General features: G+C 66.4%; 14 protein-coding genes. 11 read left to right on the top strand and 3 right to left on the bottom strand.

Translation table 11 applies throughout. From position 1 onward, the window contains the following. Positions 1-1,425, bottom strand: coding sequence for an aldehyde dehydrogenase (gene aldA, locus XINFAN_RS08685; protein ID WP_124086105.1), 1,425 nt, complete (start codon positions 1,423-1,425; stop codon positions 1-3). Positions 1,426-1,570: 145 nt separating this feature from the next. Here aldA and XINFAN_RS08690 point away from each other — a divergent pair, with 145 nt between their 5' ends. The 9 genes from XINFAN_RS08690 (at position 1,571) to XINFAN_RS08730 (ending at position 12,621) form a co-directional block, all read left to right on the top strand. After that, entirely contained in the window at positions 1,571-2,323 is a 753-nt protein-coding gene (locus XINFAN_RS08690; protein WP_124086106.1) for an IclR family transcriptional regulator, read from the top strand. A gap of 120 nt (positions 2,324-2,443) precedes the next feature. After that, on the top strand, positions 2,444-3,823 hold the full coding sequence (locus XINFAN_RS08695) for a lyase family protein (protein ID WP_160144579.1): 1,380 nt from the start codon (positions 2,444-2,446) through the stop codon (positions 3,821-3,823). 30 nt (positions 3,824-3,853) lie between these two features. After that, a complete protein-coding gene (locus tag XINFAN_RS08700; RefSeq protein WP_124086108.1) occupies positions 3,854-5,359 on the top strand; it encodes an aldehyde dehydrogenase family protein in 1,506 nt (501 codons plus the stop codon). Positions 5,360-5,428: 69 nt separating this feature from the next. Beyond that, complete coding sequence (locus tag XINFAN_RS08705) at positions 5,429-6,469, top strand: aldo/keto reductase (protein WP_124086109.1); 1,041 nt, start codon at positions 5,429-5,431, stop codon at positions 6,467-6,469. An 85-nt stretch (positions 6,470-6,554) separates the two neighbouring features. Further along, positions 6,555-8,156 (top strand): ABC transporter substrate-binding protein, encoded by a 1,602-nt coding sequence (locus XINFAN_RS08710; protein ID WP_124086110.1) that lies wholly within the window; start codon positions 6,555-6,557, stop codon positions 8,154-8,156. A 120-nt stretch (positions 8,157-8,276) separates the two neighbouring features. Continuing rightward, positions 8,277-9,224 (top strand): ABC transporter permease, encoded by a 948-nt coding sequence (locus XINFAN_RS08715; RefSeq protein ID WP_199286387.1) that lies wholly within the window; start codon positions 8,277-8,279, stop codon positions 9,222-9,224. Then, positions 9,221-10,063, top strand: coding sequence for an ABC transporter permease (locus tag XINFAN_RS08720; RefSeq protein WP_124086111.1), 843 nt, complete (start codon positions 9,221-9,223; stop codon positions 10,061-10,063). Before XINFAN_RS08715 ends, XINFAN_RS08720 begins: the two co-directional genes overlap by 4 nt. After that, the gene (locus XINFAN_RS08725; protein WP_124086112.1) at positions 10,060-11,634 is read left to right on the top strand and encodes a dipeptide ABC transporter ATP-binding protein; all 1,575 of its coding nucleotides are present in this window, start codon (positions 10,060-10,062) and stop codon (positions 11,632-11,634) included. Before XINFAN_RS08720 ends, XINFAN_RS08725 begins: the two co-directional genes overlap by 4 nt. A gap of 105 nt (positions 11,635-11,739) precedes the next feature. Then, positions 11,740-12,621, top strand: coding sequence for a LysR substrate-binding domain-containing protein (locus XINFAN_RS08730; RefSeq protein ID WP_124086113.1), 882 nt, complete (start codon positions 11,740-11,742; stop codon positions 12,619-12,621). 37 nt (positions 12,622-12,658) lie between these two features. On the opposite strand, the gene XINFAN_RS08735 is transcribed toward XINFAN_RS08730, so the two are convergent. Next, a complete protein-coding gene (locus XINFAN_RS08735) occupies positions 12,659-13,585 on the bottom strand; it encodes a LysR substrate-binding domain-containing protein (protein WP_124086114.1) in 927 nt (308 codons plus the stop codon). Positions 13,586-13,677: 92 nt separating this feature from the next. On the opposite strand from XINFAN_RS08735, the gene XINFAN_RS08740 reads away from it, so the two are divergent. Continuing rightward, entirely contained in the window at positions 13,678-15,249 is a 1,572-nt protein-coding gene (locus XINFAN_RS08740) for a trimethylamine methyltransferase family protein (RefSeq protein WP_124086115.1), read from the top strand. Positions 15,250-15,331: 82 nt separating this feature from the next. Beyond that, positions 15,332-16,330 carry an isopenicillin N synthase family dioxygenase gene (locus XINFAN_RS08745; protein WP_124086116.1) on the top strand — a complete coding sequence of 333 codons (999 nt, stop codon included), beginning with the start codon at positions 15,332-15,334 and terminating at the stop codon, positions 16,328-16,330. Positions 16,331-16,336: 6 nt separating this feature from the next. Here XINFAN_RS08745 and XINFAN_RS08750 read toward each other — a convergent pair whose 3' ends face one another. Next, entirely contained in the window at positions 16,337-17,254 is a 918-nt protein-coding gene (locus XINFAN_RS08750; protein ID WP_124086117.1) for a LysR substrate-binding domain-containing protein, read from the bottom strand. Positions 17,255-17,286 lie beyond the last annotated feature (32 nt).

A 17,286-nucleotide genomic window follows, 5' to 3' on the forward strand; every position in this document is an offset into this window, starting at 1 on the left:
TCACCAGCTCTGGATCACAAGGCGGGTCTGGGTGAAATCCAGCATCCCGTGCTTGCCGTCGTCGCCGCCCAGCCCCGAGCGTTTCCAGCCCGAATGATAGCCCTGATAGGGATCGGCCGGAGTGCGGTTGATATAGACCTCGCCCGCCTCGATGTTGTTCGCGACCTGCATCGCCTTGCGGTAATTCTCGGTATAGATCACCGAGGACAGGCCGAACTGGTGATCGTTCGCCATGTCCAGCGCGTCTTCGGTGGTCTCGTAGCGCAGGACCGGCAGCACCGGGCCGAACACCTCTTCCTGGACGATCTCCATCTGCTGGCGGCAGTTGGTCAGCAGGGTGGGCGGGTAGAACCAGCCCGGCCCCTCGGGGATGAAGCCGCCGGTTTCCAGCCTCGCCCCGTCGTCGATGGCGCGTTCGACCATCTGATGGATGTTCAGCCGCGAATTGGCGTTGATCAGCGGCCCCATCGCCTGGGGGTGCTGCATCCGGTCGCCGAAGCTGCGCGCGGCCATATGTTCGCGCAGCAGTTCGACGAAACGGTCGTGCACGCTGTCCTGGACATAGACCCGCTCGATGGCGGTGCAGAGCTGGCCGCAATGGGTGGTGCGCGAGGCGACCACGGCCGCGGCGGCCTTCTCCAGATCGGCGTCGGCCTCGATGATGGCGGGGGTCTTGCCGCCCAGTTCCAGCGAGGCTTTGGCGATGTTGACCTGGGAATATTCCAGCACCTTGCGCCCGGCGCCGACGCTGCCGGTCAGCGTGATCATTCCCACTTTCGGATGGGTGCAGACGCTTTGCGCGGTCTGATGGGTCATCGCGACGATGTTGATCGCGCCGGCCGGAAAGCCGCTTTCGCGCACCGCGCGGGCGATTTCCAGCGCCGAGGAGGGCGTATTGTTCGAGGGCCGCGCCACCACCGTATTCCCCGCGATCAGCGCCGGGGCGATCTTCCGCATCAGCGTGTAGACCGGGTAGTTGAACGGGATCAGCGCCGCGACCACACCGATGGGCTCGCGTTGCAGGAGAAGGTTCTCGTCGGGGCTGTCCGAGGGGATGATCTCGCCCTCGATCCGCCGCGCCCATTCGGCGTGGTAGCGGGTCAGTTCGGCGGCATAGACCACCTCACTGGTGGCATCCTCCAGGCTCTTGCCGGATTCCAGCGCCAGCGTGCCGCCGATCTTGTCCTTGCGCGCGACCAGCGCATCGGCCAGCGCCCGCAGATGGCCAGCGCGCTGCACGCTGGTCAGCCGGCGCCAGCCGCGCTGCGCATGGGCGGCGGCATCGACCGCGGCGCGGGCCTCGGCGGCGCTGGCGGCGGCGACATGGGCGATCTGCCCGCCGGTCGCGGGATTGAGCACCGCGACCAGCGTCTCGCCGTCCGAGGTGAGGAATTCGTTGTTGATGAAACTGCGATCAATCCGCATCGCGCCCGCTCCTCTGGCTGATGTCGGGGCGGAACTGAGACCAGCGCATCGGCGCTGTCAATGAAATTCCATATCAAGAATTATTATTCCATATGTGGAAATTTTATCCCATAATCCTGGCCCGGACCGCAGCAGGACCAGCCCCATGACCGATCAGGAAAAAACCGCCGCCCCCGCCATCGACGGCTCGGTCGCCATCCTTGAGGTGCTGTCCTCGGCGCCCTGGCCCCTGCAATTGTCGGACATCTGCGAGCGCACCGGGCTGGCGCAGGCCAGCGCGCATCGAATCGTCAATGCCATGCTGCGCCACCGGCTGGTTGCTTTGGCTCCGGGGCGGCGTAAGACCTATATCATCGGCGCGCGGGTGTTTCAGTTCGCCTCGGCGATCTTCGCGCGCCAGCCCTTCGTGCCGCATTTCTACCCGATCGCGGAAATCCTGAAGAACGAGATCCACCGCACCATCCTGCTCAGCCTGCCGGTGGGCCATCAGGTGGTGATCCTCGCCAAGCTGGACGCGCCCGCGAGCCAGCCGTTCAACGCCTATGTCGGGCGCACCATGCCGATGCATCTTTCGGCTTCGGGGAAGGCGATCCTCGCCGCGCGGGGGGTGGAGGACCGGCTGGCATACCTGCGCGACGAGGGGCTGGGATCGGCGGCGGATCTGCCGCTGCTTGCGTCCGACCTGCAACGCGCGGCCCGGCTGGGCTATGCGGTCAGCCTGAACGAGATCCAGCAGGAGGTGGGCTGCGTCGCCGCGCCGGTGGTGAACGGGCGCGGCGAGCCGGTGGCGGCGATCAGCGCCTGTTTCACCGGCGAGGCGCTGACGCCGCAAACCGCCCGGCTCTGGTCGAAGCATGTGGTTCAGGCCGCGCGGCAGCTTTCCTCGCATATCCTCTGATCCAGGCTCTGGCTTACGCCATGGGTCATGAGTTTTAGGAATGACCTTTGCGCAATAGTCGTTTGTCGGATGGCGCAAAATGCCTTTTGCATAGGCGCATCCAGGGGGAGTGCCCGATTCATGACCAGCAAAGGCGGTCTGACGCGCCAGGAGCGCGACAGCATCGGCATGCTCGACGTGCCGCAGGATGCCGTGTCCGGCATCCAGACGCAGCGCGCGGTTCTGCTGTATCCGCTGGCGGGCGCGGGGCGGTTTTCCGACTATCCGGCGCTGTTGACCGCGATGCTGCATGTCAAGAAGGCGGCGGCGCGGGTGAATATCGAAACCGGCGCGATTGATCCCGCCATGGGCGAGGCGATCATCGCCGCGGCGGACGATCTGCTGGCCAGGCCGCGGCCCGGGGCCTTCCCGGTCCATGCCTTCCACGGCGGCGGCGGGATCTCCTTCAACATGAACCTCAACGAGGTTCTGGCCAATCTGGCGAACAAGGCGGGCTTCGGCGCGGAGTACGGCAGCTACGCGCCGATCCATCCGAACGACCATGCGAACCTGAACCATTCCACCGCCGATTGCCTCTCGACCGGCTGCCATATCGCGGCGCTGACCGCCTTCGCGGGCCTCGCCGCCGAGGTGGAGGGGCTGGCGGGCGATCTCGACAGGCTCGGGCAGGACTGGGCGCCTTTGCGCAAGCTGGCGCGCACCTGTTTGCAGGATGCGGTGGATATCGGCTTCCAGGATTACCTCGGCGGGGTCTCGGCTTCGCTGCGCTTCAACCTGGAGCGCGCGGCCCGCGACGCCGATGCCCTGCGCCAGGTCAGCATCGGCGGCAATATCATCGGCCGCAGCGAGGATTGCGAGCCTGCCTTCTTCGCCCGGATCATCCCGGTGCTGAACGAACAGCTCGCCGCGGCGGGTCTGCCCGCGGGCCTCGGCCGCACCGCCAATCTTTTCGCCGCCAGCCAGGCGCATGATCCGCTGCTGGCGCTCGGCGCCTCGCTGGAGCAACTGGCGCGGATGCTGATCCGTTTCGCGAAGGATCTGCGGCTGATGGCCTCGGGGCCGCATGGCGGGCTTGGCGAGATCCGCCTGCCCGCGGTGCAGCCGGGATCTTCGGCCATTCCGGGCAAGGTCAATCCGACCGTGCCCGAATTCATGGTGCAATGCGGCATGATCGCTTGCGGCCGCGCCCATGCGATGGCGATGACCCAGGATCATGGCGAGATGGATTACAACCCCTGGGAGGCGGTGGTGATCACCAGCCTTCTGGAGATGATCGCGACCCTCGAAAGCGGGGTCGCCACGCTTCGCCGCAACTGCGTGCAGGGGATGCGTCCCGATGCGGCGCGGAACCAGGACAACGCGACCAGCCTGCTGCCTTCGCTGATCCGGCTGAAGCAGCTGAAAGGCTACAGCCATGCCTCGGCGGTGGCGAAAGAGGCCGCCGGAGACGTGGAAATCGTGCGCCGCCGGGTGGCCGAGGCCGAAGCCGGCCGGAACTGAACCAGACCTCCTCCTTTCGGGAAGAAGACGATGAAAGACATGTTGCAGGAAACCGATCTGGCCTGGGCCGAAAGCTGGCTCGCCTCGGAAAAGAAACAATATATCGGCGGCGAATGGCTCCGTGGCGCGGCGGCCCCCTGGGCGGTGAAGAACCCCGCGACCGGCCGCGTGCTCTGCGAGATCGCCCTGGCCGACGAGGACCAGATCGAGGCTGCCGCCCTGGCCGCCAACCGCTGCCACCAGAGCGAAGCCTGGAGCCGCAAGACCTCGCGCAAGGGGCGCGCCGATCTGCTGATCGCCATCGCCTGGCTGATCCGCGAGAACGTCACCCGGCTGGCGCTGCTGGAAAGCCTTGCGAACGGCAAGACCTATCTCGAAGCGGTGAACGACGACATCTACACCTGCGCCGAGATCTTTGAATATTACGCCGGCTGGACCGACAAGTTCTATGGCGAGGTCTCGCCGGTCGAGGACGGGTTCCTGAACTTCACCACCAAGGATCCGGTGGGCGTCTGCGCGCTGATCGCGCCCTGGAACTATCCGCTCTATCAGGCCAGTCTCAAGATCGCACCGGCCCTCGCCATGGGCAATGCCGTGGTGATGAAGCCCTCGGAATATACGCCGCTGGCGACGCTGCATCTGTTTGAACTGATCGACCGCGAGCTGGACCTGCCGAAGGGCCTGCTGAACCTCGTTCTGTGCGACGGCCAGGCCGCGAACCGGCTGACGCTGAGCGCGAATGTCCACAAGGTTTCCTTCACCGGCTCGACCGGGGTGGGGCGGCGGATCGTACAGAATTCGGGCAGCTCGAACCTCAAGGCGGTGACGCTGGAGCTGGGCGGAAAATCGCCCTGCATCTTCTTTGAGGACACGCTGAACCTCGACGCCGCCATCGAGCGGGCCTTCTACGTGATGTTCTCGCAAAAGGGCGAGAAATGCTCGGAGCCGACGCGCTTCCTGATCCAGAAGGGCATCTACGACTACGTTCTGGAAAAGCTGATCGCCAAGGCCGGGGCCGTCAAATGCGGCGACCCGCTGCTGGCGACGACCGAACAGGGCGCGCAATGCAACGAGGCGCAGTTCAGGCGCATCCTGAACTATATCGAGATCGGCAAGTCTGAAGCTGAACTGGTCGCGGGCGGCCATGCCGACACCAGCGGCGAGAACGGCAAGGGCCTGTTCATCCGCCCGACGATCTTCTCGAACGTGCCCGACACCGCCCGCATCGCCCAGGAGGAAATCTTCGGCCCGGTGCTGTCCTGCACGCCGTTCGAGACCGCCGAGGACGCCGTGCGGATCGCGAACGGCACCAGCTACGGCCTCGCCGCCGGGGTCTATACCGGCAACGTCAGCCTTGCGCACCGCATGGCCGAGCGGCTGGACGCGGGCATGGTCTTCGTCAACCGCTATGGCTGCTATGGCCTCTCGGCCCCGTTCGGCGGCTTCAGGGAAAGCGGCTGGGGCAAGGAAATGGCGATCCATTCGCTGTCGTCCTACACGAAAACCAAGGGCGTCTGGGTCCATTTCGGCGACTGAGCGCAACAGATTTTCCGCGCCGGGGGGCGCCCCCGGCCGGCTCCAACCAACCATCCGAGAGTTCAGAAGATGCAATACACCCGTCTCGGCCAGTCCGGCCTCAAGGTCTCGCGGCTTTGCCTTGGCACGATGAACATGGGCTCGAAATCCTGGAAGCCCTGGATCTTCGACGAAGCCGAAGCCGAGCCGATCATCGGCCATGCGCTGGACAATGGCGTGAACTTCGTCGACCTCGCCGATTTCTATTCGGCCGGGGCCGGCGAGGAAGTGGTCTGCAACGTGCTGCGCAAGCTGGCGAAGCGCGACGAACTGGTGATCACCACGAAGCTGGGCTATCCGATCGGCGGCGGCGTGAACAACGGCGGCCACAGCCGCAAACATGTGTTCGACGCCATCGACGGCTCGCTGACCCGGATGAAAAGCGATTACGTCGACATCTACATGCTGCACTACTTCGATACCGAGACGCCGGTCGAGGAAACCATGGAGGCGATGAACGACATCGTGCGTTCGGGCAAGGCGCGCTATATCGGCGTCTCCACCATGTTCACCTGGCAATTCGCGAAGATCCTGCACGTCTGCGACCGGAACGGCTGGGCGAAGCCGGTCAACATGCAGCTGCAACTGAATGCCGCCTATCGCGAGGAAGAGCGCGAGATGATCCCGTTCTGCATCGATCAGGGCGTCGGCGTCTCGGTGTTCAGCCCGCTGGCGCGCGGCATCCTCACGAGCGACATGAACTCGATCCGCAACAAGACCGATTTCTTCACCGCCGAGATGTATAACGACGCCGCCTCGCGCGATGTGGCCCTGTCGGTCGCCCGCGTGGCCGAGGCGCGGGGCCTGAGCCCGGCGCAGATCGCCCAGGCCTGGGTGCTGGGGCGGCCGGGGATTTCCTCGATGCTGGTCGGCGCCGACACCCGCGCGCAGTTCGACAGCGCGCTGGCGGCGCTGACCACCGAACTCGACGCCGAGGAACTGTTCGAGATCGAACGCAACTACACGCCCTGCGATCCGATCAACGACTATACCGCGGGCAAGCGCATTCCGCGCGCGCCGCGCCCCGCGGCGGGCCGCTTCGCTTCCGCCCCGGTGGGGGCGGTTGCCTGAGCGACGACACCGGCCCGGGGGCGGCATCCGCCCCCGGGTTTTCGTCCGGCAAGGACAGGTCATTTCTGAGAAGGGAGATCAGAAAATGGAAGAATTCAGCACACTCAGCGGCAAGCCGCTTCACCCGCAGGCGCAGGCGCTGAAACAGCGTTTCGCGGCAGGCAGCATCGACCGGCGCGGATTCCTGCGCGGCATGGCCTGGCTCGGCGTGGCGGTGGGCGCCTCGGGCGCGCTGCCCGGCGCTCTGCGCGCGCAGGAAACCCCGAAGGACGGCGGCACCCTGCGCTTCGCCTGCCAGATCCAGGAAATCACCGATCCGATGATGGCGACCTGGATCGAATCCTCGAACCTGCTGCGCAACTGCCTGGAATTCCTGACCTTCGTCGACGAGAACAACGTCACCCATCCTTATCTGGCGAAAAGCTGGACGCCCTCGGAAGACCTGACCGTCTGGGATTTCGAACTGGACGAGCGGGCGAAATGGTCGAACGGCGACGCTTTCGGCCCGGAAGATGTGATCTTCAACATCGAACGCTGGATCGCACCCGACTCGCAAAGCTCGAACAAGAGCGCTTTCGAGGCGATCACCAAAGTCGAGAAGACCGGCGATCATTCGGTGCGCATCACGCTGTCGCGCCCGGTGGCCTCGCTGCCCGAGCAGCTTTACTCGCATACCTGCGCCATCGCGCACCGCGGTTTCACCGGCAACTGGCCGGCGGATCCGGTCGGCACCGGCCCGTTCGAGCTGGTCAGCCATGAGGTCGGCCGCCAGGCGATCTTCAAAAAGCGCGCCGACTACTGGGGCACGCCCGCGCATCTGGACGAGTTGCACTACATCGACCTCGGCACCGATATCACCACCCATCTGGCGGCGCTGTCGAGCGGCCAGGTCGATGTGCTCTACCGCGCGACCATCGCCGAATACGATCTGATGCAGTCGCTGCCGAACATCCAGATCCTGACCGGCAAGGCCGCGCATACGCTGGCGATCCGCATGCAGGTGGACCAGAAGCCCTTCGACGACATCCGGGTGAGGAAGGCGGTGCAGCTTGCCGCCGACAATGCCCAGATGCTGGCCGTGGCCTATCGCGGCGAGGGCGATATCGGCGCGAACTACCATGTCTCGCCGGTGCAGGCCGATTTCGCCCCGGTCGAGGCGATCCCCCGCGACGTAGAGGCCGCGAAGGCGCTGCTGGCCGAAGCGGGCTACCCGGACGGGATCGACATCGAGCTGACCGTGGGCAACACCCAGGGCAAATGGGAGCAGGACACCGCCCAGGTGCTGCAACAGAACCTGGCCGAGGCCGGGATCCGGCTGAAGCTGAACGTCATTCCGGCCTCGCAATACTGGCCGATCTGGGACAAGGTGCCGTTCGGCGTGACCTATTGGGCGCACCGTCCGCTGGGCACGATGACGCTGGATCTGGCCTATCGCACGGGCGGCGCCTGGAACGAGAGCCACTACTCCAACCCGGCTTTCGACGAGGCGCTGAACAAGGCGATGGCGCTGGTCGACCCGGACGCGCGGCGTGAGGCGATGGTGGCGGTCGAGACCATCCTGCGCGACGATGCGGTGCTGGTGCAGCCCTACTGGCCGAACCGTTTCTCGGCGGCGGCGCAGAACGTGCGCGGCTTCGCGCTGCATCCGGCGGATGCCTTCCGCATGGACGGGGTCTGGCTGGCCTGAGGCACGGACGACAGGAAAAGGCCGGCCGGGTGTCTCACCCGGCCGCGCCGTCGCACAGGGGAAGGCGGTCCGGCAGGGGAGCGGATCGCGGTGCCCCGATAAACAAAAGGGGGACCTCCGGTGTCATTGGGCAGATTTCTGATACGAAAGACCGCGATCGCGATCGCCACCATGGTGGCGGTCTCGTTCCTGATCTTTCTCGCGCTCGAAGTGAATGTCGAAGAGGTGGCGGTCAAGGTGCTCGGCCAGTATTCCACCGCCGAACAGCGCGCGGCCTGGCTTTTGCAGAACGGCTACAACGATCCGTTCGCGATCCGCTATCTGCGCTGGCTGGGGAATTTCGTCACCGGCGACTGGGGCCAGTCCACCTTCTTCCGCGCGCCGGTGATGGATATGGTCCTGCCGCGGCTGGCGGCCTCGGCCATCCTGGCCGGCGGCGCGCTGCTGGTGATCGTGGTCTTCGGCCTCGGGCTCGGCATTCTTGCGGGGATGCGGCCGGGCTCGCTCCTCGACCGGGTGATCTCGGTGTTTTCCGTGGTGACCACCTCGATTCCGGATTTCGCCTCGGCGGTGTTCCTGTCGGGGATCTTCGTGTTCTGGCTGGGCCTTCTGCCCGGCGCCAGCACGATGATCTCGGGCTTTTCGCTTTCCGAGCTGATCCTGCCGGTCTCGGTGCTTGGCCTTTATTCGATGGGCTATCTGGCGCGGGTGACGCGGGCCTCGATGGCGGATGTGATGAACACCCATTACATCCGCACCGCCCGGCTGAAAGGCGCGGGCATGGCGCGGATCGTTTTGCGCCACGCGCTTCGGAACGCGCTGATCACCCCGGTGACGGTGATCATGCTGCAACTGCCCTGGCTTCTGTCGGGTGTGATCGTGGTCGAGGTGTTCTATGCCTACAAGGGCTTCGGCACGCTGCTTTATGACGCCGCGCTGAACCAGGACATCTATCTGATCGAAGCCTGCGCCATGATCTCGGTGCTGGTCGTGGTGCTGAGCCAGATCCTTTCCGACCTGATCTACGGCTGGCTGAACCCCCGTATCGAACTGGGAGCCAAAGCATGAGACAGCTGACCCCCTATCTGCAAAAGCCGCTGGTCGTGGTGGGCGGCGCGCTTTCGTTCGGCTGGCTGCTGATCGCGATCCTCGCGCCGCTGATCGCGCCCTACGATCCGCTTCTGACGCTGCAACCGCTGGCGAAGCCGCTGACCCAGGGCGCGAACGGCGAGTTCTTCCTGCTGGGCACCGATATGCTGGGCCGCGACATCTTTTCGCGGCTGATCTGGGGCGCGCGAACGGTGGTGATCTACGCCACGCTCGCCACGATGACCGCCTATGCCTTCGGGCTGATCTTCGGCCTGATCGCGGGCTATGCGGGCGGGCGCACCGATGCGGTGCTGTCCTTCCTTGCCAATGTCGTCCTCAGCTTTCCGGTGCTGGTGCTTTACATCGTGATCATCGTGACGATCGGCGCCTCGCCGGTGAACATCGTGATCGCGGTCACCTTCAGCAGCGCCCCGGCGATCTTCCGCATCGTGCGCGCGATCACCATCGACGTGGCCAGCCGCGATTTCGTCCGGGCGGCGATCACCCAGGGCGAAAGCACCGGCCGGATCCTGTTCGTCGACATCCTGCCCAACACCACCGGGCCGCTCGCGGTCGATTTCTGCCTGCGGCTCGGCTATACTGCGATCACCATCGGGACGCTCGGCTTTCTCGGCCTCGGCCTGCCGCCGCCCACGCCCGACTGGGGCGGCATGGTGAACGAGGGCCGCGCCATGGCCATCGCCTTCCCGCATCTGGTGATCTTCCCCTGTATCGCAATCTCTTCGCTGACGCTGGGCCTGAGCCTTCTGGCCGACGGTCTGCGCGAGGTGAACGAGGCAAAGGAGCGCCAGGCATGAGCGAGCCCCTGCTGCATATCCGCGACCTTTCGGTCGCGCTGCCGAAAGGCGCCGACCGGCCCTTCGCGGTGAAGGGCGTCACGCTCGACGTGAACCCGGCCGAGATCCTCTGCATCGTCGGAGAATCCGGCTCGGGCAAATCGGTGCTGACCGCCACGCTGATGGGCGCGGCGCCGAAGGGCCTCAGCGTCGCCGGGGGCGAGGCGGTGATGGGCGGGCGCAACCTGCTGACCCTGACCGAGCGCCAGTGGCGCCAGATCCGCGGCAAAGACATCGGCATGATCTTTCAGGAGCCGATGGCGTCGCTGAACCCGGCGCTGACGGTGGCGCAGCAGATCGAGGAAGTGTTCGAACTGCATGCCGATCTGCCGAAGGCCGAGCGCGCGGCGCGGGCCCGGAAGCTGGTCGAGGAGATGCACCTGCCCGAGCCCGACCGCATCCTGCAAAGCTGGCCGCATCAGCTTTCGGGCGGGCAATGCCAGCGGGTGGTGATCGCCATGGCGCTCGCCATGAGCCCGAAGCTGCTGATCGCCGACGAGCCCACGACCGCGCTGGATGTCACCACCCAGGCCCAGGTGCTGAAACTGATCCGCGAGCTGCGTGACAGCCATGGCCACGGCATCATCTTCATCACCCATGACCTGGGCGTGGTGGCCGATATCGCCGACCGCATCGCGGTGATGCGCCATGGCGAGGTGGTCGAGATCGGCACCGCCGAGCAGGTGCTGAAACACCCGCAGCACGATTACACCAGGGCGCTGATCGCCGCGGTGCCCAGCCTCGTGCCGCATGACCGGCCCGCGCCCGGGGCCGCCGAACCCGCGCTGGATGTGACCGGGCTGAACCACAGCTACGGCGCGAAACAGGTGCTGCACGATATTCAGATCGCGGTGGCGCCGGGGCGGGTGGTTTCGATCGTGGGCGAATCCGGCTCGGGGAAATCCACCATCGCGAAGAACCTGATCCGGCTGATCGACCCGGATTCGGGGCGGATCGCGGTGGCGGGCGAGGATATCCTCGGCCTGAAGGGGAGCGCTTTGCGCGGAATGCGCCGCAAGATCCAGATGATCTTCCAGGACCCGTTCGGATCCCTGAACCCGCGCCGCCGGGTGGGGCCGATGATCGCCCGCGCCGCCGTGCTGTCGGGCGCCAGCCGGGCCGAGGCGGCCGGGCGCGCGCGGGAACTGCTGGAACTGGTCGGGCTGGACCGCAGCGCCTGGAACCGCCGCCCGGCGGCCTTCTCGGGCGGCCAGCGCCAGCGGATCGGCATCGCCCGGGCGCTGGCGATGCGCCCCGATGTGCTGATCGCGGACGAAAGCGTCTCGGCGCTGGATGTCTCGGTCCAGGCCCAGGTGCTGGATCTGCTGGCCGATCTGCAAAAGCGGCTGTCGCTTGCCGTGGTGTTCATCACCCACGACCTGCGCGTCGCCGCCCAGATCAGCGACGAGATCGTGGTGCTGAGCAAAGGCCATGTGGTCGAGCGCGGCCCCGCGAGCGAGGTCCTGACCCGGCCGCAGCATCCCTATACCCGCGATCTGATCGCCGCCGCGCCGGGGCGCGATGCGTTCTGAGCCGGGCGGGGTGAGGCCTTGACGGAAGGCGGGCGCAGAGTGAGACTTCGGGGGCTGTCCCGCCGGGACGGCCCGGTTTCGCGCGCAGAGGCTGCTGACCTTCCGATGTCCGTGCCCCCCTCTCTGACCTCGCTGCGGGCTTTCGCGACCGTGGGCCAGTGCCTGAGCTTCACCGAAGGGGCGCATCGCCTCGGGGTGACGCAAAGCGCCGTCAGCCGCCAGATCCGCCAGCTGGAAAGCACGCTCGACATCACGCTGTTCCGCCGCATCGGCAATTCCATCGAACTGACCGAGGCCGGCGCCGTTCTGCACGAGCGGCTGGCCGGGGCCTTCGATCTGATGGACGAGGCGGTGCTGGAGGCCCGCGCCACGGTGCCGCGCCAGAAGCTGACCCTGCTGGCGCCGCCGACCTTCGGCACGCGCTGGCTGTCGCGGCGGCTGGTCTCGTTCCGGCAGCGCTTTCCCGATCTGGACCTCTCGCTGCATCTGAGCCCGGACGACAACGTGCGTTTCGATTGCGTGATCCGCTTCGGCACCGATCCGCGCGACCGCCATTCCAGCACCCGGCTGATGGTCGAGCAGCATATCGCGGTTTGCGCCCCAGATCTTCGGGACGACCCCGAGCGGCTGCGCGAAAGCTGCCTGCTTTACGTGCTGGACCGTGCGCTGCGGCTGCCGACCTGGGACAACTGGTTCGCGGCCACCCGGCACGACCGCCGCGATCTGCCGGAGAACGCGATGGAATTCGCGACGCTGGATATGGTGATCCAGGCGGCGGTGACGGGGGCGGGGCTTGCGGTGGTGGACCGCAACATGATCGAATCCGAGCTGGCCTCGGGCGCGCTGATCCAGATCGACCCGGTGGTGGTGACCGGCCCCTTCGGCTACTGGCTGGACATTTCCACCGAAAGGCTGGCGCGCAGCCGGGTGGTGCATTTCGCCCGCTGGCTTCAGCAGCTGGCCGGCACGGGGCAGGTCCGGGGCTGACGGCCCCGCGTTGCCGACGGCATTTCCGGGCGGCGTTTCAGATCCGCCCGGCGGTTTCCGCCTGGCGCTGGCCGATCAGCCAGTCGCGCACGGCCTCGGCCGAGGGGGGCAGGGTGGCCTCTTTCGGCCAGATCACATGGAAATGCTTGCCGGTGGTCAGCGCATGGCCGGTCAGCCGCACCAGCACGCCCTTGTCGACCAGCCCCTCGATCAGGTGCCGCCAGCCAAGCGCCACGCCCTGGCCCTCGATCACCGACTGCACCACCAGCACGTAATCGTTGATCTGCAAGCCCTTGGGCACCCGCCGCCGTTCCACCCCGACCGAGGCGAACCAGTCGGCCCAGGTCGCGGCCGGGCGGAACGGCTCTTCCAGATGGATCAACTGGTGGTTCAGCAGGTCTTCCGCCCGCGCGGGCGGGCCGAGCCGCGCGAGATAGCCAGCGCCGCAGACCGGCCAGATCTCTTCGGGCGCCAGCGCGCGGGCGTGATACTGCGGCCAGTCGCCCGGCACCCCGCCGCGGATGCCAAGCGGGATGCCCTCGCCCAGGAGGTCCAGATCGCGCTCCGAGGTCTGGATGCGCAGATCGATCTGCGGCAGATCCTCGCGGAATTTCTGCATCCGCGGCACCATCCAGAAGGCGGCGAAGGCGGTGGAGCAGGCCAGGGTCACATGGCTGCCGGTCGCCAGCGCGCGCAGGCTGCGGGCCGAGCGGCGGATATGCGACAGGCCGAGCGACACATCGGCGTGGAAACGCTCGCCCGCCTCGCTCAGCCGCACGCGGCGGTATTCGCGCACGAAGAGCGCCGCGCCCAGATCCTGTTCCAGCCGGCGGACCGCATAGGAGACCGCCGCCTGGCTCATGCCGAGTTCGCGCGCGGCGGCGCTGAAACTGGCCAGCCGGCCGGCGGCCTCGAACACCACGAGGCTGTTGACCGAGGGAAGCAGGTTGCGCAGCGTTTCCATAAAGACAGCTTATCAACTCGATGAGGATTTTCCAGCGTTACAGGCGGCTGACGGCAATCTAGCCTTGGGCACAGCTTATGGAGGATCCGATGATGCCGGACGGCGGTCAATCCAGCCAGGACAGCAGGCGGGGGCGCGGCGGGCGCAACCAGCGCCGCGAAAGCCGTGCCCAGGGCGGGACGGGGGTGCACAGGCCCTATATCGTCCGCGGCATCCCGACCTGTGACATCCTTTCCGAGGAAAGCCTCGCCCGGATCGAGGCCACCGCCGCGCGCATCCTGGCCGAGATCGGGATCGAACTGCGCGAGGATGCCGAGGCGATGCGGCTTTACCGCGAGGCCGGCGCCGAAGTGACCGAGACCGCGCCTGAGGTCTGGCGGCTGAAGTTCGAGCCGGGGATGCTGCACGAGATCCTGAAGACCGCGCCCGCGGAGTTCACCCAGCACGCCCGCAACCCGGCGAACAACGTGCGGATCGGTGGCAGGAACGTGGTTTTCGCGCCGTCTTACGGCAGCCCCTTCGTGATGGATCTGGACCGCGGCCGCCGCTACGGCACGATCGAGGACTTCCGGAATTTTGTGAAACTCGCCCAGTCCTCGCCCTGGCTGCACCATTCCGGCGGCACGGTCTGCGAGCCGACCGATGTGGCGGTGAACAAGCGCCATCTCGACATGGTTTACGCCCATATCCGCTATTCCGACCGCGGCTTCCTCGGCTCGATCACCGCGCCCGAGCGCGCGGCGGACAGCGTGGAGATGTGCCGCATTCTGTTTGGCGCCGATTTCACCGACCAGAATTGCGTGATCATGGGGAATTTCAACACCACCTCGCCCCTGGTGCTGGATGGCGTCACCACCGCCGGGATCCGCGCCTATGCGGCGGCGAACCAGGGCTCGATCCATCTGCCGTTCCTGCTGGGCGGCGCGGTGGCGCCCTTGACCATCCCGGGGATGGTGGCGCAGGGCCTTGCCGAGAGCATGGCCTCCTGCGCGCTGACGCAGCTGGTGCGGCCGGGGGCGCCGGCGATCCTCGCCAGTTTCTTCTCGTCGATGTCGCTGCGTTCGGGCTCGCCCACTTTCGGCACGCCCGAGCCCGCCCTCGGCTCGCTGGTCATGGGGCAGCTCGCGCGGCGGCTGAACCTGCCGTTGCGCTGCGCGGGGAATTTCTGCACCTCGAAACTGCCCGACGGCCAGGCGATGCAGCAAAGCATGATGTCGATGATGTCGGCGGTGCAGGGCGGGGCGAACTACATTCTGCATTCGGCCGGTTTCCTCGATGGGCTGCTCAGCATGTCCTATGAGAAGCTGGTGATGGACACCGACATGTGCGGCGCGCTGCATGCCTATCTCGATGGAATGACGGTGGACGACGACACGCTGGCCTTCGATGCGCTGGCCGAACTCGGCCCAGGCCAGCATCTGTTCTCGACGCAGCATACCCTGCGCCATTACGAGACCGCCTATTGGGAATCCGCGCTGGACGACAACCAGCCCTGGGAGACCTGGGACGAACAGGGTGGCCTCGATTACGCGCAGCGTGCCAATGCCCGCTGGAAGAAACTGCTGGCGGAATACGAGGCGCCGCCGCTGGATCAGGCCACCGACGAGGCGCTTCTCGACTTCATCGCGCGGCGCAAGGGCGAAGTGCCCGATATGTGGTACTGACCGCCGCCCTTCCGGTCACCGCAGGACAGGCCCCCGGTTTGCCGGGCCGGCCCCACGTATTCTCAGGAACAGGAAGAACATCATGAGCAAGGATCTGGTCGCCCGGCTGGACGACAGGCTGCGCGCCAAACGCGAGAGTTTCGACCGTATCCCGGTCGTCGACGTGGCCCCGCTGATCGACGGCAGCGACAGGCAGGGCGTCGCGAAACAGATCCGCTGGGCGCTGGCGAATGCGGGCTTCATGTATGTGAAGAACCACGGCATCGGGCAGGATTTCGTGGACGAGGTGTTCGACGTGACCCGGCGCTTCTTCGATCTGCCGATGGAAGAGAAGATGGCGCTGCATGTGTCGAAATCCGACGTGGCCCTGCGCGGCTATATCGAGCCCTTCGGCGAGAACACCGATCCCGGCAAGACCCGGGATCTGAAGGAATGTTTCGACATCGGCCCCGAGCGCGCCAGCCTTGAGGGCCCGTTCTTCGGCCCCAATCTCTGGCCGGAGGGCCTTCCCGGATTCCGGCGGCTGGTCTGCGGCTATCATGAGAAGATGGTCGATCTGTCGAAGACGCTGCTCGGGGGCATCGCGCTCAGCCTCGACCTGCCAGAGACGCATTTCGAGCCGCTGATGAAAGATCCGATCTCGATCCAGCGCCTGCTGCACTATCCGCCGCAGAACGGCCATGTCTCGCAGGACATCATCGGCATCGGCGCCCATACCGATTACGGCAATCTGACTATCCTTGCCCAGGACGACGTGGGCGGCTTGCAGGTGATGAACCGCGACGGCGACTGGATCGAGGGCACGCCGATCCGCGGCGCCTTCGTGATCAACATCGGCGATCTGATCCAGAGGCTGACGAATGATGTCTACCTTGCCAATATGCACCGGGTGATCAACATTTCGGGGCGCGAGCGTTACTCGATCCCGTTCTTCATCGACGCCGATTACGAGGCGGTGATCGCGCCGCTGCCGTCCTGCATCTCTGCCGCGAACCCGCAGCGCTATCAGCCCGTCACCTGCGGCGCGCATAAGTTCGGCCGTTTCGCCGCCAGCTATGCGCATCTGAAACCGGCGGCCTGAGGGGGTTCAGCCGGGAAAGCAGCCGCTGAGCCAGTCGAGGAAGCGGGCGGTCGCGGGCGAAGGCTCGCGCCCCGCGGGAACCAGGACGTGATAGCGCTCGGCGGTGATCAGGGAATGCGGCCCGATCCTGACCAGCCGCCCCCCGGCCAGATGGTCCGACAGCAGCACCGACCAGCCGAGCGCCACACCCTCGCCATTCACCGCCGCCTCGATCGCGGCGGTGTAATGGTTGAAGCGCAGCGGGCTGCGGTCCGAGGCCTTGCCGATGGCCGGGTCCAGCCCCGCCGCCTGCGCCCAGCTTCGCCATGTCAGCCAGGCCGGATCCACATTGTCCGAGGCGATCAGCGGCAGCCGGGCGATATCGGCCGTCTCCGGGTCAATGCCAAGCCGCTGCAAAAGCCGGGGGCTGCATACCGCGAACACCTCGTCGGGGTGGCTGAGGATGCTGCGGCCATCGGGGAAGGGCGGCCTGCCGTAGCGGATGCAGACATCCAGCCGGTCGCGGCGCAGATCGGTCGCGCCGTCCCCGGCGATCAGTTTCATGCTGATCCCGGGGTGATTGCCGCGGAACTCCGACAGCCGCGGCAGGATCCAGAAATGGCTGAACGCCAGCGTTGCGCCGACCGAGACGGTGTTTTCCGCGACGGGGCGGCGGATGGTCTCGATCATCTCGGCCATGCTGGCGAAGGCGGTTCCCACCGTGGCCGCCAGCGCCGCGCCCGAAGGCGTCAGCTTCACCCGGCGGTGCGCCCGCACGAACAGGGCCGCGTTCAGATCATCCTCCAGCAGCTTGATCTGGCGGCTGACGGCGGCCTGGGTCACCCCAAGCTCGCCCGCCGCCAGGGTGAAGCTGCCAAGCCGCGCCGCCGCCTCGAACGTGGCGAGCGCGCTCATCGAAGGGACGCTGCGGCGAAGGCTGGTCATCGGAAGGTTTTGTGTTGTTCCATCCGAAATAC

Source organism: Pseudogemmobacter humi, assembly GCF_900609055.1.
Lineage (GTDB): Bacteria > Pseudomonadota > Alphaproteobacteria > Rhodobacterales > Rhodobacteraceae > Pseudogemmobacter > Pseudogemmobacter humi.